The organism is Vulcanisaeta distributa DSM 14429, from assembly GCF_000148385.1.
Lineage (GTDB): Archaea > Thermoproteota > Thermoprotei > Thermoproteales > Thermocladiaceae > Vulcanisaeta > Vulcanisaeta distributa.
Genome location: NC_014537.1, coordinates 838,939 through 857,237, shown reverse-complemented (window position 1 = coordinate 857,237; position 18,299 = coordinate 838,939). Strand labels below are relative to the sequence as shown.

The window sequence follows — 18,299 nt, the reverse complement described above, 5'->3', positions numbered from 1 at the left end:
TTGTTAAGAATTAAAAGCAGGACCTTTAGAGAAGCCCTGTGCTAAACATTGCCAATGTAATTGGTGACTTATTCCTAGTGGTATTTCCAATAACCATGGCCATTGGATACGCATTTAGGGGTAGGGTTAGGAAACTCGGTATTGGTAATTACCTGCAGTATGTGGTCATGGCATTAATATTCACAATGGCCTTCTGGGCAGGTAATATCGTGGCTAGCAATTACGTACTTTACATAATACTTTATTCAGTACTTTATGCCATACTCTCCATAATAATGAGCCTAGTATTTACAATACCCATAGGCTTCATTATTAATATGAGACAAGTAAGGGAGGTTAACCTGGATAACGGCTCCAATACCAATACTAAATTACCGCTAATACTATTAATTATCTTGACGGTTGGTTGGTTACTTGGCTATTATGGCAGGTTTAAGTCGGTAGCCAACGTCCTTGATTATTTAATAACATTTGAATTATTCGTATTAGTATTGGTGATAGGACTGGACATCGGCTCATCAATAAATACGCAATTACTCACCCAGGGATACTTAGGCATAATAATTGCAGTAACATCATTACTGGGTAGTTCCGTTAGTGGCTTAATACTGCATTACTTGATCGGAATACCATTGGCGGCATCCCTCGGCATATCAATGGGGATGGGTTGGTACTCACTGGCTGGGCCTCTCCTCAGTATTAGGTTTGGACCAGCCATGGGTACCCTGGCCTTCTTGGCTAATTTCCTTAGGGAGCAACTAACATACCTATTGGTTCCCCTAATCGTGATCACAGGCTTTAGGGACGCATCCCTAATATCCATTGGTGGTGCGACGTCTATGGACGATACGTTACCAATCTATAGGCTTTACATGGGCGAGACCGGTGGTTTCATAGCGTTTATAAACGGCTTTGTAATAACGATGGTGCTCCCTGAATTACTGCCATATGTGATCACACTTAGATAACGCTAGATTCCCTCATCAATGTTTATGAGATCCCTGATCATACTCACCTCCTCCTCCGTCGCGCCCAGCTTACCTATGTCCATATCAACGAGTAGCCTTGCCAGTGCTATTGCGGCGTCTCTAATCGATACTATACCGATGACCTTACCATCCTCATCAACAATTGGTAGGTGTCTAATGCCATGCTTAGCCATTATATGGACGGCCTTTATTAGGCTAGCATCCTCCTCAATAACTATGACATTTCTCGTCATTACATCACCGACTGTTAACGCATTAAGGCTTACGTTACTCGCAACCAATCTCAATAAATCCCGCTCAGTAAACACGCCTATGGCCCTACCCTCCTCATCAGTCACTATTATCGATCCAATGTTCTTCTCATTCATTATCTTAATAACCTCCGTTAGTGGCTTATCATCTTTCACGGTTATGAGAACCTCCCTCATGACCTCCCTAACGCGTGGTATTGCCATGCAATTAATAATCACTTTAAGGTTCTATATATGCTTTTTATATTGCTTATACTATAAGGAGCCTAACCCATCTTAAGCCAAGGGTGAATGGCGTGAATAACACGCCGGCGCCACTGAAGAACTTCGTATACATCTCATAGAAGTGAAGCCTTAAGCTTTGCACGAAAGCCACGAAGCCCTCACCAAGTATTATTATTAAATTGAATATTATCAATACGGCAAGGCCGGCTGGTGTGAATAACCCTAGCGAGACAGCCCAGGCGTAGGTCATTGCCGTGAACACGGCATGCATTATCGCCACAATGCTCAGTCTCATGAATGATATGGTATTCGTGAGGCTTGGTATTGCCGCCTCAGCACTGACCTCAACAGCCAACTGTGCTGCACTAAATCCAGGAACACCCCTATACTTAGCCCTGAAGTAGAACAGTGAATACATTAGTATTGCTAACGTAGCAAATACGGCATATACCCAATACCACATTAAGCCCTCTATCGTATTGAATAAGGGATACAACGGCTGTAACAATGGGGTTTCCTCACCAATCCTTATGACCGGCACAAATCCAGGACCCATCAAGGCGAGCACAAGGAATAGGAAGAAGAAGAATAATGGTACATAGAATCCAAGGGCTAAGTCTCTCTCGCCGCCCCTGTAGGCATTAATTGCCTTAAATGCAAACGCTAGTAGTAATGATATTATACCAACCATTATTGATACCGTGAGCATTGCATAGATTGAGTTGGAAAGCACCTCCAATGCCGTACCACCAACATGAACGAGTCTGAAGAGCGCCGGTAATACCTCTATTCCAAATACCGTACCACTCTCCACAAATGTAAAGATTATTGACCAAATACCCGCCATCAAGAATACCAATCCCCATGTCGAGTATTTACCGCCGAATATCGAACGTAGGAAGGCGTTAGGTCCCTTATAACGGGACTTATACAGGGTGTAGCCGAATAGGGATAGTACCACGCCGTGGCCTAAGTCTGGGTACATCCAGCCGTAGAAGGCCGGGAATAATATGAATGTTAATATTATTGGGCTTATCTCCGTGTACTTCGGTACTCCATACATGTACGTTATTTTCTTAAAGGCATCAATGAGTTTTGGGTATTCCTCAAGTGTCGGTGCCTTCTCCGGCTCTATCTCCCTGACGTAGACGACCTTGCTCTCTTTCCTAACCTTGGCATCAATGGCTAACTTACTGAGTAATGACGCCAGTAGGTCATCAAATTTACTCGAAAGGCTCTCCTTCACATAACCTGCTATTGTCACGACATCACCACTGACCTTATTAATACCATCAACGCCATAGGTAGAGACCTCGTTAAACTCCTTCACAAATTCCTCATACTCCTTTTCCAGGTCCTTGAGCCTCGACCTTAGATCCGTTAATTCCCTACCAGTTAAATCAAATGCTGACTTAATGTCAGCTAGGTAATCCCTACTTATCTCGTAAACCTCCTTACCCAATGACTTAACGTCCAAGCTCTCCGGAGGCTCTATGAGTGTGAGTATTGATAAGTCCGTACCCTCAACATCACGCTTGATGTACATGAGCCCCTTAATATAGTCCTCATTCACACCGCCTCTGACCGCGAATACCCTAATTCTCAGCCTACTAAGTCCCTCGAACGAAATACCTGCCTTCTTCGTATACCCCAGAACCTCATGTACTATCTCCAGCTCCCTAATTCTATTCCTAGTATCATTCACCGAATTAACCAACTGCGTTAACCTATCACCTATGTCCCTACCCTCAGGAATTGCGGAATCCATGTACTGCCTAACTATGTTAGTTATTGTATCCGAAAGATCAATAATTGCATAGGCCCTATCACTAACCTTGGTCAGGAAATCACGAAACTCCTGCTCAAGCTTTCCCAACCTACCCTCTAACTCCGCTAACTTACTCTTCATGGAGTCCAAGTCAACATTATTGGGTATCTCGAGAGGATTCGTATTGAATAGCCTATACGCACTCAGCAGGCTCTGCTTAGACCATTCAGGGTATATCACCAGTGCGTAGAACCTATCCTGGACCTTCACAGGCAGTGTCTCAGCACCGTAATTAACAACCGTATTCCTAAACTCGTTAAAGTCCTCCTCACTTATTGGAACGATATCGACCAGGAAATGCCTCAGTCTTTCCATAATGATTTCACCAACGGATGACATAACATCAACAATTCCTCTCAATCTCACGTACTCATTCCTAACACCCTCAATTGAATCAAGGTACTGTCTAACTCTCGTGAGTAGGTCCTCGCCATCCTCGATTATGTACTCAAGGAGTTCATTGAATAGGCTAATCTTAACTTCATGGGGTGTCGCCGGTGGCGGTATTGAGTACTGATTTAATATCCTACTTAATTCCCTGGATATGTCCTCAACCCTCCTAATCTTCTCGGAGTACTTACCCGGCACCCTAGGCGCCGGTATTACCCCCGGCCTGGTTATTGGCATGAAGTAGCCGGCATTACCTATATTCATCAATAGGTCAAAGGCGTGCTCTGATGGTAATGCGATTTTATACTCAATAAGCCTCGCTATTGGCATTCGATAGGCAAAGGCTAATTGTAGAATTTAAGCATTATTCCTCCAAAGGCCTGGTTACGGTTATTTACGAAAGTAGCATTTAAAAATGCCGGGTTGTGGTATGTAACGTGTCGACGCAGATAAGGACTATTAAGGCCAGGATATACTCAATAAGGAGGGGCTCCATTGGTTATTCGAGGGATGCGATAATCATAGTGCCCGGTATTGAAACCGCGATTGATGCCGCTAAGTTCATTAATGCCAAGGTCATATGGAGGTCAAAGACAGGGGCTGAGATAATAGGTAGTGTGCTTAAGGTGTGGGGTAAGCATGGTCAATTACTCGTTAGGTTTAGGCGGGGATTACCTGGGCAGGCCCTTGGCGACACTGTGGATTTAATATTATGAGTGTAGTGATCTAATATTAATAAGTAGTTATTGGGACTTGCATGGAGGCTTCGTTGGGTCAACTATCTTATACCCAAATAATAGGCATATACCCGTGTTTGCACCGTAATAAATGCATTCTCTACAATCATTTGGTCTACCCAGTACTATCTTAACACCACTTGGTAATGATGCCTGAGTTGTGGGTATTGACGGCACTTGCGGCTTCTCAACAGTAACTTCAGGCTTTACGGTCTCGGCTTGCTGCTTTATCTCCGTAGATGGCGGAGGTGGTGGAGGAGGCGGAGGCGGGGGTGGTGATGGCTGCGTTGGTGGAGGGGCACTTGGCGGTGGCTGTGGTGGAGGAGGCGATGGCGGAATCGGCATCACCGGCTGTGGTGGTGCCTGCGGTGGTGATAATGCAGTAATTATCTCATCCATTACGGTTTGTCTAACCACGTCCGGCGGTGGTAATTGACCTTCATAGATCTTCCTACCATTAATTATTAGTGCAGGTAATGATGTAACGCCATCCTGCTTCATCGATTTAACTAAGTATATTAGGTTCTGCGGTACCTGGCTTTCGGGCATGTTTAATACATTGAGGGCTGCATCAACGGCTTCAGGCTTTATCCTTATGAAAGTTGCATTAACATTCCTCTCACTGCCCTTGAATTTCTCCCTAACCTCCGTAACAACGCTTCTAATGGCGTTTTCATAAGCCTCATCCCTACCGACAACCATGTAAAACTTAATCATGACCGGCATATACCTCAATTCTTAATATAGACCGATTTAATAAATCTTTAGTGTTTAAAATGGCGTTAATGATTTTACCGCCCACTAACTATAGCCTGTTGCTTTACTTTATTATTCAGTAACCTATTAAGGTAAAGTTTACGTTCGATGACGTTACCATCAGGGCGCAATTCATATATTATTTGAGTCCTGAAGGCCTTAATACTCGTGGGATTACAAATCTTCAATGAGTCGCAGAGCTCCCTAATAAGTTCATCGACGCCAAGCTGCTTATTCGTTTTTTGATAGTAATTCTCAGCCATCTCAACGACTTTTTGCGGGAGTAATATTGTAGCCTTGCCTGAGTCAACCATGTACAGTCCATGATAACCAAGCACCATCTCTTTCCTAACCCAATCCATGTCAACGTCAATTAATGGGGATATGACCGTAACCTCAAGGACACAGTTTTTAAACTCAGCTATTGATATTGGTGAGAACCTCGGGTCATAAAATGCTGCGTGCATTGTTGCGGTCACTGAATCCTCGAGTAGGTTCTTTATTGGCCTTATCGTACCCATGCTACCCCTAAGAACCCTCTTAATCATGCCGTCTGAGTACATGAGCTTCTCTATCGATACGAACACCCCAAACTTAAGTTCCGCTATCCTAACTAGGTGTGTTGGGTCAATTTCATAATCAGCCTTAATACCAAGCCTCTCAAGGATCTTAGCCCTTAAGTACCTAATGAGACTCGTGTATTCCTGCTCATTAAGCGGCCTGAACAATTCCATGCAAATATAGCGTTATAATTAATGATTTATATGCAATGCCCCTCTTTATCACTCGCGAATTACTAGTAAATTATTATCAATGCACTGAACACTCAACATGCCTTGGACATTCCTGGCAACCTCCAATTCCTTACTAATGCGCATATGATGACTACCAACCCAATAAACCTTACCACAACCAGTACATAGCCAGAACTCACTATGCCTAAGTAATACACTCCTTGGCACCTTATCAGCCACTAAATCCCTACTAACCCTAATTAGCCTTGAACCACAAACAGGGCATAAACTCCTCTCCACATTGAGATATAATGGAAACCCAAGAATTAGCGAGAGTATTGATAACCACTCAGTGTGCCTTGGCGTAACCAACAATAGGCTTAGCTTAACCCTCCTCCTAAATAACTCCTTATCCTTAGTCACCAACAAATGATCAACGCCTAACAGGTCAGAATCGCGGAAATTAGGGTTATACATAGCCTTAACACCCAACATCCTCAACCACCTAACCAACCAACCAAGCATTGAGTCAACCACAACCTCATCATCACTTACGGGCAGATCAACGCACGCATTAAGTCTAGCAACCTCCAAGGCTGATCACTTCACTAGGCTCCTTAATCTATCCCATGAAACTGGACTTCCCTCATAAGGGCCTTCAACCACTGATGGGCCAGGCACCGCATCAACGATGTGACTCAGGTTAACCACCTTGGTGAACCTAGGTATTTTATTTTTAAATAAGTCATAAACCTCCCTGCTCACACTAACCCTATCCTTAGTCCCTGGTCTCACTATGACGTAATAATTGACTAACGAGCTTATTACGCTTGGTGGTGCCGTGATTAGGCGAATAATTGATGCTTCACCAAAGCTATCAACTCTCACGCCTATACCTAGACCAAGCTCCGCATTCCTAACCCAGCCCCTGGTTCCATAAATCATGAAACTACCCTTACCCAAGTACTCACCAGACGGCGCCTTCTTAGTTACCTGCTCACCCCTTACGTAGAACGCGTCGAGTACCGATAAACCCATGACCCAAGCCCTTGAGTATGAGACTGCGTATTGGGCGGCTTCCTTAATATCATCATCACTTACGTTATCGCCAGAACTAGCAAGTCGAATAACCACCGCGGCGCCGCCAGGTATGTCAGCATGCACGAATATGTCCCAGGGCCTCAGGTAGTGCCTAACAATGACCTCATTCTGCGTGGCATCCCTGCCCGCTATCACCAATTTACCGCCGCTAGTTATAAACCATCTAAACCTCTCAAACCACTCCCTGGCACCATAAATCACACGGATAGAGCCCTCCCTAATGCTCTCCGCGATCTTCTCACTCTCGGCCCTGAGCTCCTCAATACGCGCCCTAAGTTGACTGAGGCTTTCCTCGGCAGTCTTTGCTTTACGTTCAAGTTCCTTAGCCCTATTGAAGAGGTCATTAATTATATCGCCAACATCCGCGTTTAAGGGTATCGATACGGTGACGCCGCCAATCTCGAGAATCACAGTCTTACTCCTCGGCTCGAACCCCTTAACTTTAATTCCCTGGTACTCCATGCCGTGAACCAACTCCTGAAACTCATCCTTATAGGAGGACCAATAATTCCTAAGTACGTTGAGCAATTCCTCAATTACGTACTTCCAATTGAGCACGGTCTCCGCCTTAACCCTCAATTCCTCAGAACCCTTCCTAAAACCCTCAATACTCATCATTAACTCATCAATACTCCTCTCAAGCCTCGCAATTTCCCCAGAGATACTGGCTAGCTTCTTCTCGGATTCCTCCCTAACCTCGATTTCATGGAAGTACTCATCGACCGCCTCGTTAAACCTCTTAAACTGCTTAATATTATCATACCTAATTGACCGATACCTAATTGGCGTTACGGTTATTGGCACACCATTACTATAGTAAATCGTTGGTTCTAAATCACCGTTACTGATTTTATTAATCATTGATATAATCACCGATAATACATCATCGGCATTAACTGAATTAACTGGAGAATCGCAATTAATCAGTGCCTCAGCACACACTTCATTAGCTATCTCACCGCCTAGGCCCAAGCCTCTGGCGATTGCCCTACCTATTGTATCGTAACTCTGTAACGCCTTAATCACACTTTCACGATTATCGATGGGCTTAACGAAATTTTGAGGTGGTGGCCTATACTCCAGGCTAATATTCACAACCCTGTCCTTACCCCTATACGCCCTTAAAACCCACTTAATCTTATCATCATTACCCACGTAGACCACATTCCAGGGCTCAAGAAGCTCAATCACTAAATAACCATCATCGAGTGATAACTTAACAACCCTATCGAAGTTCAATAACTCAAGACTCCTTAACCTAGATCCCTCAATAAACCTCCTAAGTGAAGTAACCCCCTCAGCCCCATGTTCAAGGACGTAACTCGTCAAGCCAAATCTATGGGAGTTGGCTATTACGAAGTACTTCTCAGAACCCTTCCTAAACCTGAGAAGCAGTGAATTACCCATTGTATAGACCTTATCAATGATTGAATTCCTCAAGTCACTAAGCTCCGTTAGGATTGCCAATAGGTCCAGGACATTCAATGACCTCTTTTGACCTGGCATTAAGCCTTAATTTTTAAGGGCAATAGGCCCTTTAAAAACGATTTACTTCTTCGTAATCGTTGACTCCTGCTCCTTCAATAACCCAATTAGCTCATTAATTGACTCCCTCAATGACCTTATCTCCTTTATCAACTCCTCAACACCCTCAAACTCAACCTTAAATTTAACACCAGGTTGTTGCTCGTGATCTTCCACGTCGTCATCGACAACGCGTCTCTTTACCCTACTTCTCACATTACCATCATCACTTGTTAGTTCCTGGAGAAGCTCCTCGAGGTCAACCTTCTTTTTCCTGCCGAACATATCAATTATGAATTCTCAAGTAAATTAATAAGGCACTATAGTGAGTTTTAGTTATATGATCGGCGTTATTTATGATAACGCATATTTAGAGCATAGGCCGCCAAGAAATCATGTTGAGAATCCAGGTAGGGTCACGTCAATTATTAAAGCAATAAGTGATATCGCAATCATTGAAAGGCCCGTTAATTATGTTGATGAGTGGATACTTAAGGTTCATGACCCCGATTATGTAAGGCAGATTGATAAAGCATGCGGCATGGGTTACGTATTCATAGACGCAGATACGTACGTAAGCCCAGGCACCTGTAAGGCGGCGAGACTCGCGGTTGGCGCTGTCTTGAGGGGTATTGACAAGGTGCTGGGTGGGGAATGGAATGCGGCATATGCCGTAGTTAGACCGCCCGGTCACCATGTTGGTCGTGGTGGTAGAGCATTAATGGCGCCCACACAGGGCTTTTGCGTATTTAATAATGTGGCTATTGGCGCAGTCTATGCCCTAAAGCACGGCATTAGTAAGGTGGCAATACTCGACGTTGATGCTCATCATGGGAATGGTACGCAGGAAATATTTTATGAGGATCCCAGGGTCTTATACGTAAGTCTTCACCAGGACCCATTAACCATCTACCCAGGCACTGGGTTTATTGATGATGTTGGCGAGGGAGAGGGTGAGGGATTTAATGTTAATGTTCCATTACCACCGTTCACGGCTGACGACGCCTACATGAAGGCCTTGGATAAAGTTGTTTGGCCAATAATTGAGGAATTTAGGCCTCAATTAATCCTGGTTTCCCTTGGGTTTGATGCACACATGCTTGATAATATAGCCAACCTAAGGCTGTCTCTAAATGCGTATGCCTATGTATTTAGGAGGTTGAGGGATATGATTGGTAGGGTTAAGGGCGTTGTTTTTGTGCTTGAGGGTGGTTATAATGGTGATGTTTTGAGTAAAGGTTCGAGGCTCTTAATTGAGATCATGAGTAATAGGGATGTGAAGATTGATGAGGGGGTGACCCAAACGGACCCGAGGGTTATGGCGCGCGTGGACTCAGTCATTAGGGATGTTATTAATGTTCAGAGGAATTACTGGCATTTGGCTTGATGGTTGTAATTAACGACCTAAATACTTATAATTGCATGGGTTAATGCGTGATTGTATGATGAGGCTGGGCTTGATGAGCAGTGATTTAGGTTAATAGCGCTGATGAAGTTCTTTAATTAATTCCTGTGAGTTAGTGATTTAATTTTCTAGGGGAAATAATGTAATGTGATGAAGCTTGAACACTTAGCCGTGATTATTACGGCGCTATTAATATTACTTGGTATTGCCTTAACTTCATGTGCTCAGCAGATTCAATTACCAATATACATACCTGCCGTTAACGTGAGTATAACGGCACTCTCAGCAAATGGCATGCCACTAACTAAGTACGCAATTGTTGGTTTATCGTGCGCCGGGTATAACGTAAGTAGTCTGGGCCTCATTAGTGTGGTAATACCAATACCAAGTACAGGCTCAATAACCTGCAAGGCCTATGCCTACTCCTTCGGCGTATACTCAAGCAAGACCGTAGTCCTCACAGCAAATGAGAGTGGGGAAACAGTATCGGTGACTCTGATGGTACCGGTGAGTGGTTACTACGTGCCGGGCATAGGCTTCGTGCCGATAAGCACCTTGGTAGCCATTGCCGTGGTAATCATAATAGTAATAGTACTAATAGTCATTAGCCTAATGGAGTACGCGAGGTGGAGGAGGGAGAGACTGGCGAGACTTATAAGGCCGCCTGAGTAGGGTTAGTGATGGCTTAGGATGGCTTGCGGCGTTATACTGAGTGGTGGATTATCACGGAGGTTTCAGGTACGTGGCGAACCATGGACTGATAAGGCGCTGTATAGGGTTGGTAATGAACCCATGATAAAGCTTGTCTATAATGCCGTGTCTCAGGTAGCGGATAAGGTAGTCATAGCCGTGAATAATCCGGATAGGGCTATGAGCTATAAATCCATAATACTAAATGCCAATTACGTAATTGATGATGAGAGATTTAAGGGACCACTTGCGGGCATTTATTCCGCACTTAATGGGTGTGATGAGGAGTACGTAATCATAGTCCCTAACGACATGCCCTACATAACGCCCAATACCCTTAAGCCGTTAATAGATGAGTTGAGGAACTTCGATGTGACAACCTACATATACCCAAACGGGCATTTGGAGAATGCCTTAATGGCCGTTAGAAGGACTGTAACCCTTCAATTCATGAACCTCCTCGCTAATTACGGTAGGTCAAAGATCTTCGACCTAATTAGGGGATTACCAAAGGCACTATTTCTAAATCCACTGGTTCATGGGGTTGAATTAAAGAGTCTCATGAATGTAAATACGCGTGACGATCTAATTAACGTAAATGTTGATGTTCATGAGCAGGTAATAAAGGGTGACGTATCAATAGTTAGGGAGTACTCAATTAATGATGTGCTGAGTAAGAGACTTGATAGAATCATGGGCTCACTATGGTACACCTTAATAACTGGTGATCCATGGCCTGAGTTCAGGCTATACACTGAGGCTGGTCTACACTTCCTAGCTGCCCATGTACTACTTGATTCTGTTAATGAGAACGTTAAGCAACTTGGTAGACGCATATTGGCTTCCCTCGGTGTTGATAAGGCATGAACATAGTAATAATGGCTGGTGGCATGGGGAGTAGGCTCTCGAACCCAAACAAGCCACTAGTCAACGTCTGTGGCAGGCCAATGATTGAACACGTAGCGTCGGTAGTTAGCGCATTTGGTAAAACATACGTCGCAACCACGGTTAGGCATACCGAGGTGATTAACTGGGCTAGGCAACACGGCCATGAAGTCCTAATAACCAGTGGTACGAGTTATTCCAAGGACTTACTCGAGTCCTTATTAACGGTTGGTGCACCAACCATGTTCGTACCAGGGGACACACCCCTCATAACCAGGGAATTAATTAGAAAATTCCTCACAATGGCGGCCTACGTAACATCACCAATGATAACGTTGATGTACGAGAAAGATGGCGAAGTGGGATTCACGGGAATAAGCCTAGTGAAGAGGTTGGAGCTTATGCACGGGATCATACCCTGGACATCCCTAGTAACTCCCTGGACAACAGAGCTACTAAACGTAAACACGCAGGAAGACCTAAAACTAGCGCTCAGGTTATGTAAACATGAATAAATAAGCTATTTAAACCCATTCCACGAAATTTTACAGGGATGTCTCTTCGTGATGAGTTTTTGCGTTTGTTGAGGGAGGATGAGGAGTTTAGGTTGGCGGTAATAGGGTTCTTGGGTATTGTTGACGTTCAATCTTCACTCAGGCAGTTAATAAGCGCCGTTAATGATTTAACAAGGACTGTTCAGAGGCTCGCCGAGGGCCAGGAAAGGCTTTGGGAGGAGGTTAGGAGGATTTGGCAGGAGGTCAGTGCGCTTAAGGAGGTGCAGAACAAGATCCTCGAGGAGAATAATAGGATTTGGCAGGAAATAAAGGCACTCCGTGAGAATCAGGAAAAACTTTGGCAGGAGAACAACAAGATATGGCAAGAGATAAGGAGGCTTGCCGAAGGTCAGGAGGCCCTCAGGACCGACGTAAACAAATTATGGGAAGAAAACAACAAGATATGGCAGGAGATCAAGTCACTACGTGAAGGCCAAGAAAGGCTTTGGCAGGAAAATAATAAGATCTGGCAGGAGATCAAGGCGCTCCGCGAGAATCAAGAGAAGCTTTGGGAGAACCAAAACAAACTATGGCAGGAAGTCAAGGCACTCAGGGAGGGTTATGAGGCATTGAGGGTAGACGTCAATAAGCTATGGGAGGAGAATAGGAGGATTAATGAGAATATCGAGAGGATTTGGCAGGAAATCAGAGCCCTACACGAAGGCCAGGAGAGGCTATGGCAGGAGAACAATAGGATATGGCAGGAGATAAGGAGAATAAACGAAAACATAGAAAAACTATGGCAGGAGGTGAAGGCTTTGAGGGAGGGTCAGGGTAGGCTATGGCAGGAGACGAGGAGTATTAGGCGTGAGCTCTCTGGTGTTTCTAGGACCGTTGGGGCTTTGGTTGAGCGTGATGTTAGGCACTACCTGCCTAGTTGGGTTAGGGAGAGGTTTGGTGTTAATGTTGATAGGCTTAGGAGGGCTAGGATTGAGGGTGTTGGTGAGTTTGATGGTTATGCGGAGGTTGACAATGAGGTGGTGGCTGTTGAGATTAAGGCAACGCTTAGGCTTAGGGATGTTGAGGACTTTGTGAATAAGGTGAGTAGGTTAAGGAGCGCTAAGGTTGGTAGGGAGGTTATTGCCGTCGTAGCCTATGTCAATGAGGCTAGGGACACAGGCAAGGCCGTAGAGCTTGCGAGGGCCAATGGCATTAAGGTTGTTAAGCACCATGGCGAGGATGACTTCGAGGAACTCACCTAGCCACTAACTACCTAGTAAGTTCATGAATCACTCAATGAGCAGTAAGTCAATTCTTACCCGGCTTTACGCCGTACTTAACCTCGTAATCCTTAACCAACCCAACTTAACCACCTCTTGATACCCAGTCACGTTTCTCAGGCAATGCCTTAACGATCTCATCAACAGAGCTCACTACTGGCTACATAACTCCTTTTCCAAAACCTCCTCGTAAATGGTCCTCAGTGGTTTAAGTGAAATAGCCATTAAGACCTAGGGAAGCTAAAGGATCTTCCTAACCAACTCAGCAAGCTTATCAATAAACTTATCGAAGGTTATGTCCCTAACCCTGTCCAGGCTCTTCATGGAGTAATTACTCCATGCCCTTGAATCCGTCATGAGCTTAGCCAGGGCATTGACTGCCTCATCAACGCCCTCATAGCCAAGCCCAACCTCACCATTAAGGGCTAGGTCACTCCACGCACCACCACTCTTATGAACAACCACCGGCAAGCCCCTAGCCATAGCCTCCGCAACGGCAATACCCCAGTGTTCATTAATAGTTGCATGAAGGAAGACCCTTGATTCATCGAGTAAATTAATCATTTCCCGTCTCGGCACATTCTTCATAAGTATTACATTCGCATTAAGAATATGCGAAGCACTCGTTCCAACCCTTAAGCCGCTCCTTAACGCTGTCTTTACTAAGTAGTTATAGTAGGATTCAGATGTGCTTGTTCCAGCGCTACCCATTATTACTACCCTAGCCTGGGGAACTTCCTTAATTAACTTAGGTACTATATTCTCTAAAACCCAGTGATAACGTTTCTCCTCGGCGTACCTACCTACCATGACTACGTAGGGTCTTCGCTCGTTAAAGGACTTGTTATTACTCGTTATAGGCGAGTTGGGTGGTAATGGCGGGTTAAGGACTATGGGGTCCTCATTAAATGCCATCCTTATTATTGACGCGGTCCAATGAGAATTTGTGAGAACAGCTGTGGAGACCTGAAATGGGTTTTCCCTGGCGAATTTATCAAATAACTTTGAGTATAGCCATGCATACACATTTAATGGAAATCTTGTATACCTCTCGGCCATATACTGATCCTCAGTATAGTAATAGCCGAGACTTGCGTATTTCCGTCTAAAGGACAGGTCAAGTGGAAAATGAATATATTCGAATAATTTAATGTTCTTTCTCCTTAAATCATTTATTAATGGTTTATAAGTTGGCGAGTCAATAAAGATAATCCCTGGGCTATAACGCCTTAAGGCAATCTTAACGGGATACCAAACCAGCAACCTCATGTACAATCCAAAGGACCTCAACTTAATGCCCATCGAGATGCGGGGATAACTAGAGATATCAATACCAAACCAATCAAGGTACTTCCTCGGCTCGAAGTCCGATAATGACGTGAGCACAGGTTGATACCCAGACCTGGCCATGGCATGGGCTATCGATGCCATCACCAATTCCCCTCCACCGGGCCTATCCCAGAAGTGATGCGCAATTACTGAATGCATATTCCTTAATCTATTTAAATTCGCGGGACTTGATTTTAAATGCATAATGTGCCATGACATAACAATAGGCGTTTTGGGGAAAAACAGCGCGTGGATTCTCAAGTATAGCATGCAGTCACTAAAAAAGGCCGTCCAAGTTATACGTAATAGTGGTATTAACGCCGAGGTTATATACGTGGATGGCGGCTCAACGGATAATTCAAAGGAATTGGTTAGGGATGCGTTAGGTAATGGGGTGAGGATAATCGATGCGCCCGGATCAAATATACCTGAGGCACGTAATATAGTGATTAGGGAGGCGTCAGGTGATTGCATAGTGTATTGGGATAGCGACATAGTGGCGCCTCCATACATATTAACGATGCTGATAAATACAAATAAACCGATAGTATCTACGGTTCGTAGGGACGTTTATGTAAGGTCGGACGACGAAATACAGGGGATATTAACGAAGGTGATGGACCTAAGGCCTAGGGAACCCATCATGAGGGAGGTCCCATACACCGTATTTGGCGTGAATTTATTCAAGAAGGAGGTCTTTAAGAAAGTGGGGTTATTCGATAATCGATTAACGCAAGCTGAGGATAGGGATTTTGGATTAAGAGCTATGTGCCACGGCTATTGGTCATACTTAATAGAGAACGAAATCGTTTATGACATTAATAAGAGGTTTAGGAGCGAGGTCCCCATAACAACATCACTTAGGCAATATGTGAGAGGTATTCGCAAGAAGGCCGCGATATACGCATATACTGGGTCAACAAGGCAAAAGGGCTTGGGTGGAGCATTCATAGCCCTGCACTCAATCACAATAGTCTCACTCTTCCTACTACCACCATTATCAACAATTGAGCTTTTGCCATTGGTATACCAGGTATTTAGGTATGGGCCACGCAAAGGCATTGAAATGTGGGTTAAGGCCCTGGTGTTTTACACAATGCTTGGGCTCGTATACCCGATGGTTAAGCTCGGTAACATATGCGACATATTGAATAACTGGTGATTATAATGGATGGGCATATAGCCTACATTACCAGGTTCAATCCCATGATATTTCCAAGGCCATTATTCATGAAGAAGGCAATACCTGGGCTAAACATATATTTACTAAGTCTAAGGCGTTCACTGTTCTATAATGAACCAATAAGCGGTGAAACAAATGGTGGGTCAAAGCAAGCGGGTGTTACTCACGGATTAATCAATGCCGTAAAGGGAATAGACCCTTTAAGAATAATTGAGCCATGCCATAGGCAGGATGGAAGCTTCGATGGATTATCATTAACTAAGGAAATGATGTATGGGATCCTATTCTTTAAGAAATTACGTGAGAGATACGTAATCATTAAAAACACGATAGGCGCCTTGGCCGCCATTAATAATGGGAAGAGGGTGATAATTGACTTAATGGACCTATGGCATTGCGAACGAAATTATGTAATATTTAACTCAATTGACCTATACACACTTAGAAGGGCTAGGTGCGTCATTGCGTGGTCAAAGGCAATAACTGCGTTATTACGTAGATCGTTACCAGGGCAGTGCGTGGAGTACCTACCATTTGGTATTGACTTAGACCTTATGGATCCCCTAAGATCCTCATCTAACTTATTATTTGAGAGGTACCCAGATTTAAATGGGAAGGTGATCATAGGCTACAGTGGCGGTGGTGAGTGGTATCACGGTATTGATAAACTAATTCAAGCATTCTCATTAATAGAGAAATTCAATAAGGACGAGATTTACCTAGTTATTCAGACCTGGGGCCAAAACCAGAGGGTTAAGGCGCTACTTAAGGGGTATGGGCTAAGACATTATGAATTAGTACCAGGTACGTTATTTAACGATCCGTTAAGACTATCATTACTTAGAGCCAGTAATATTCTCATTTTAACGGCTTCAGAATCACCCGGCGTATATTTAGCCGAGAGGTCAACAATGTTTCATTACATGGCCAGCGGAAATGCCATAGTGGCTGAGGAGACGCCAGGAACGTTAGGAGTATTAAGGCACATGAAGACTGCGTATATGTTCAAGTTTAATAATGTTAAGGACTTGGCTAATGGCATATTGCTCTTAATTGACGATGGTAATTTAATGAAGAAACTAGGTATGAATGCGAGGTATGAATTGGAGACTAAATACTCATGGAATAATGCATTAAAGGTTAAACTGAATAAGATACTGGATGAGGTAATGAATGACTAGGATTATGAATAATGAAGCAATCGCATACGTAACTGGTCTCAACATAAATACATATCCTAGACCGCTATTCATTAAACGCGCATTGGGAGACTCCCTTAAACTTTATAGGTTAAGAACGATAATTGGGCATTTACGAGGTGAGGATGAATTCACAGACGTGAATATCAATACCGAGGACGTAATGGAGAATTACGTTAATAACGCCCTACATGCAGGAAAAAATCTAATCTACATGCTGCCACGGGTTCATGATTGTGTACGAATAGATAGGGTCGATGAATTCACAGCCTTGTCAATAGAATCATTGTATGTGCCGTTCTTTAGAAAAATACGTGAAAGAACGGTGATAATATTAAATACCGTGGGCGCACTCGCGGCCATGAGTACTGGCAAAAGGGTTGTCATTGATTTGATGGATTTATGGTCATGCAGTGCTGAGGGGTTGCGTTTGAATGCCCTTGATTACCATGTGCTTAGGAGGGCATGGCAGGTATGGGCTTGGTCGAGGGCAATAACGGCGTTACTTAGAAGAATCGGGATAAGTAATGTGAGGTACGTGCCCTTCGGCATAGACTTAGGTCGATTCGATCCAATGAGGGTATCGACGAGCATATTCTTTGAGAGGTATAGGGATCTTGAGGGTAAGGTGCTCATTGGCTATAGTGGCGGTATGTGGATCGTGAATGGCAAAGAGAGAATTGGCGTTGAGAAGATAATACGCGCATTCAAGTTAATTGAGGATAGGGTTAAGGGCGATGCGGTTCTTGTTATGCAGACATCGAGGTCGGTAATACCAATGATTAAGAAGTACGGCATTAGGAATTATGTATACATAAGCCAAACGAGGTTTAACGATCCATTCAGGCTATCGTTGCTGCGTGCAATGGATATTAAGGTATTAACCGCCACTAAGTACTTACCAGTGTACTTGTCGGAGAGAACCACGATGTTCCAATACATGACCAGTGAGGGGGCAATAATAGCCGAGAAAACACCAGGTGTATTAGGCGTCTTAAAGCACATGTATAATGCATATATGGTGAACTTAGGTGACGTAAATGCCATGGCACAGGCAATGCTAGAACTAGTAAATGACAGAAAATTAAGGAATTACTTAGGAGGTAATGCGAGAAAGGACATAGAGACGAAATATAATATAAACGTCATCTCCCACAACATAAGGAAGTACCTCGAATTAAATTAAAGATACTCACTGCCTACATATCCCTCTTGATTTAATATCACGTGCATGATGCCTAATCCCAGGGGTTTTAGGAATTTCTTAAATCCCTCACGAAATATTATCCTTAAGCCCCA

18 protein-coding genes are annotated in these 18,299 nt (G+C 44.0%); 10 read left to right on the top strand and 8 right to left on the bottom strand.

The window, feature by feature from the left end; translation table 11 throughout:
• The first annotated feature begins 38 nt into the window (after positions 1-38).
• The gene (locus VDIS_RS04390) at positions 39-968 is read left to right on the top strand and encodes a LysO family transporter (RefSeq protein ID WP_013336004.1); all 930 of its coding nucleotides are present in this window, start codon (positions 39-41) and stop codon (positions 966-968) included.
• 2 nt (positions 969-970) lie between these two features.
• Here the strand turns inward: VDIS_RS04390 and VDIS_RS04385 are convergent, their stop codons facing one another.
• Together VDIS_RS04385 and VDIS_RS04380 are read right to left on the bottom strand one after the other, a co-directional pair.
• Positions 971-1,444 carry a CBS domain-containing protein gene (locus tag VDIS_RS04385; RefSeq protein ID WP_013336003.1) on the bottom strand — a complete coding sequence of 158 codons (474 nt, stop codon included), beginning with the start codon at positions 1,442-1,444 and terminating at the stop codon, positions 971-973.
• Positions 1,445-1,490: 46 nt separating this feature from the next.
• Positions 1,491-4,013 (bottom strand): V-type ATPase 116kDa subunit family protein, encoded by a 2,523-nt coding sequence (locus VDIS_RS04380; protein WP_013336002.1) that lies wholly within the window; start codon positions 4,011-4,013, stop codon positions 1,491-1,493.
• Between the two features lie 107 nt (positions 4,014-4,120).
• On the opposite strand from VDIS_RS04380, the gene VDIS_RS04375 reads away from it, so the two are divergent.
• A complete protein-coding gene (locus tag VDIS_RS04375; RefSeq protein ID WP_013336001.1) occupies positions 4,121-4,399 on the top strand; it encodes a 50S ribosomal protein L35ae in 279 nt (92 codons plus the stop codon).
• 27 nt (positions 4,400-4,426) lie between these two features.
• Here VDIS_RS04375 and VDIS_RS04370 read toward each other — a convergent pair whose 3' ends face one another.
• The 5 genes from VDIS_RS04370 to VDIS_RS04350 form a co-directional block, all read right to left on the bottom strand.
• On the bottom strand, positions 4,427-5,146 hold the full coding sequence (locus VDIS_RS04370; RefSeq protein WP_013336000.1) for a hypothetical protein: 720 nt from the start codon (positions 5,144-5,146) through the stop codon (positions 4,427-4,429).
• 65 nt (positions 5,147-5,211) lie between these two features.
• Positions 5,212-5,910 carry an AMMECR1 domain-containing protein gene (locus VDIS_RS04365; protein WP_013335999.1) on the bottom strand — a complete coding sequence of 233 codons (699 nt, stop codon included), beginning with the start codon at positions 5,908-5,910 and terminating at the stop codon, positions 5,212-5,214.
• 48 nt (positions 5,911-5,958) lie between these two features.
• The gene (locus VDIS_RS04360) at positions 5,959-6,504 is read right to left on the bottom strand and encodes a Mut7-C RNAse domain-containing protein (RefSeq protein ID WP_013335998.1); all 546 of its coding nucleotides are present in this window, start codon (positions 6,502-6,504) and stop codon (positions 5,959-5,961) included.
• Positions 6,505-6,510: 6 nt separating this feature from the next.
• The gene (rqcH, locus tag VDIS_RS04355; protein ID WP_013335997.1) at positions 6,511-8,517 is read right to left on the bottom strand and encodes a ribosome rescue protein RqcH; all 2,007 of its coding nucleotides are present in this window, start codon (positions 8,515-8,517) and stop codon (positions 6,511-6,513) included.
• A gap of 42 nt (positions 8,518-8,559) precedes the next feature.
• Entirely contained in the window at positions 8,560-8,820 is a 261-nt protein-coding gene (locus VDIS_RS04350; RefSeq protein WP_013335996.1) for a hypothetical protein, read from the bottom strand.
• Between the two features lie 40 nt (positions 8,821-8,860).
• On the opposite strand from VDIS_RS04350, the gene VDIS_RS04345 reads away from it, so the two are divergent.
• From VDIS_RS04345 to VDIS_RS13015, 5 genes are all read left to right on the top strand, one after another.
• Positions 8,861-9,922, top strand: a complete 1,062-nt coding sequence (locus tag VDIS_RS04345) for a histone deacetylase family protein (protein ID WP_245522567.1) — start codon at positions 8,861-8,863, stop codon at positions 9,920-9,922.
• Between the two features lie 168 nt (positions 9,923-10,090).
• The gene (locus tag VDIS_RS04340) at positions 10,091-10,612 is read left to right on the top strand and encodes a hypothetical protein (protein ID WP_013335994.1); all 522 of its coding nucleotides are present in this window, start codon (positions 10,091-10,093) and stop codon (positions 10,610-10,612) included.
• Between the two features lie 18 nt (positions 10,613-10,630).
• A complete protein-coding gene (gene mobA, locus VDIS_RS04335; protein WP_013335993.1) occupies positions 10,631-11,497 on the top strand; it encodes a molybdenum cofactor guanylyltransferase in 867 nt (288 codons plus the stop codon).
• The gene (locus VDIS_RS04330) at positions 11,494-12,030 is read left to right on the top strand and encodes a GTP--adenosylcobinamide-phosphate guanylyltransferase (protein ID WP_013335992.1); all 537 of its coding nucleotides are present in this window, start codon (positions 11,494-11,496) and stop codon (positions 12,028-12,030) included. The genes mobA and VDIS_RS04330 overlap by 4 nt, the downstream gene beginning before the upstream one ends.
• 38 nt (positions 12,031-12,068) lie before the next feature.
• Positions 12,069-13,271 carry a coiled-coil domain-containing protein gene (locus VDIS_RS13015; RefSeq protein ID WP_013335991.1) on the top strand — a complete coding sequence of 401 codons (1,203 nt, stop codon included), beginning with the start codon at positions 12,069-12,071 and terminating at the stop codon, positions 13,269-13,271.
• 258 nt (positions 13,272-13,529) lie between these two features.
• On the opposite strand, the gene VDIS_RS04320 is transcribed toward VDIS_RS13015, so the two are convergent.
• Positions 13,530-14,777 (bottom strand): glycosyltransferase family 4 protein, encoded by a 1,248-nt coding sequence (locus VDIS_RS04320; RefSeq protein ID WP_013335990.1) that lies wholly within the window; start codon positions 14,775-14,777, stop codon positions 13,530-13,532.
• A 46-nt stretch (positions 14,778-14,823) separates the two neighbouring features.
• On the opposite strand from VDIS_RS04320, the gene VDIS_RS04315 reads away from it, so the two are divergent.
• Genes VDIS_RS04315 through VDIS_RS04305 form a run of 3 tightly spaced genes read left to right on the top strand, consistent with a single transcriptional unit; the run spans position 14,824 to position 18,186 of the window.
• A complete protein-coding gene (locus VDIS_RS04315; RefSeq protein WP_013335989.1) occupies positions 14,824-15,780 on the top strand; it encodes a glycosyltransferase in 957 nt (318 codons plus the stop codon).
• Between the two features lie 5 nt (positions 15,781-15,785).
• The gene (locus tag VDIS_RS04310; RefSeq protein ID WP_013335988.1) at positions 15,786-16,982 is read left to right on the top strand and encodes a glycosyltransferase; all 1,197 of its coding nucleotides are present in this window, start codon (positions 15,786-15,788) and stop codon (positions 16,980-16,982) included.
• Entirely contained in the window at positions 16,975-18,186 is a 1,212-nt protein-coding gene (locus tag VDIS_RS04305; protein ID WP_013335987.1) for a glycosyltransferase, read from the top strand. The genes VDIS_RS04310 and VDIS_RS04305 overlap by 8 nt, the downstream gene beginning before the upstream one ends.
• The last annotated feature ends 113 nt before the right edge of the window (positions 18,187-18,299 follow it).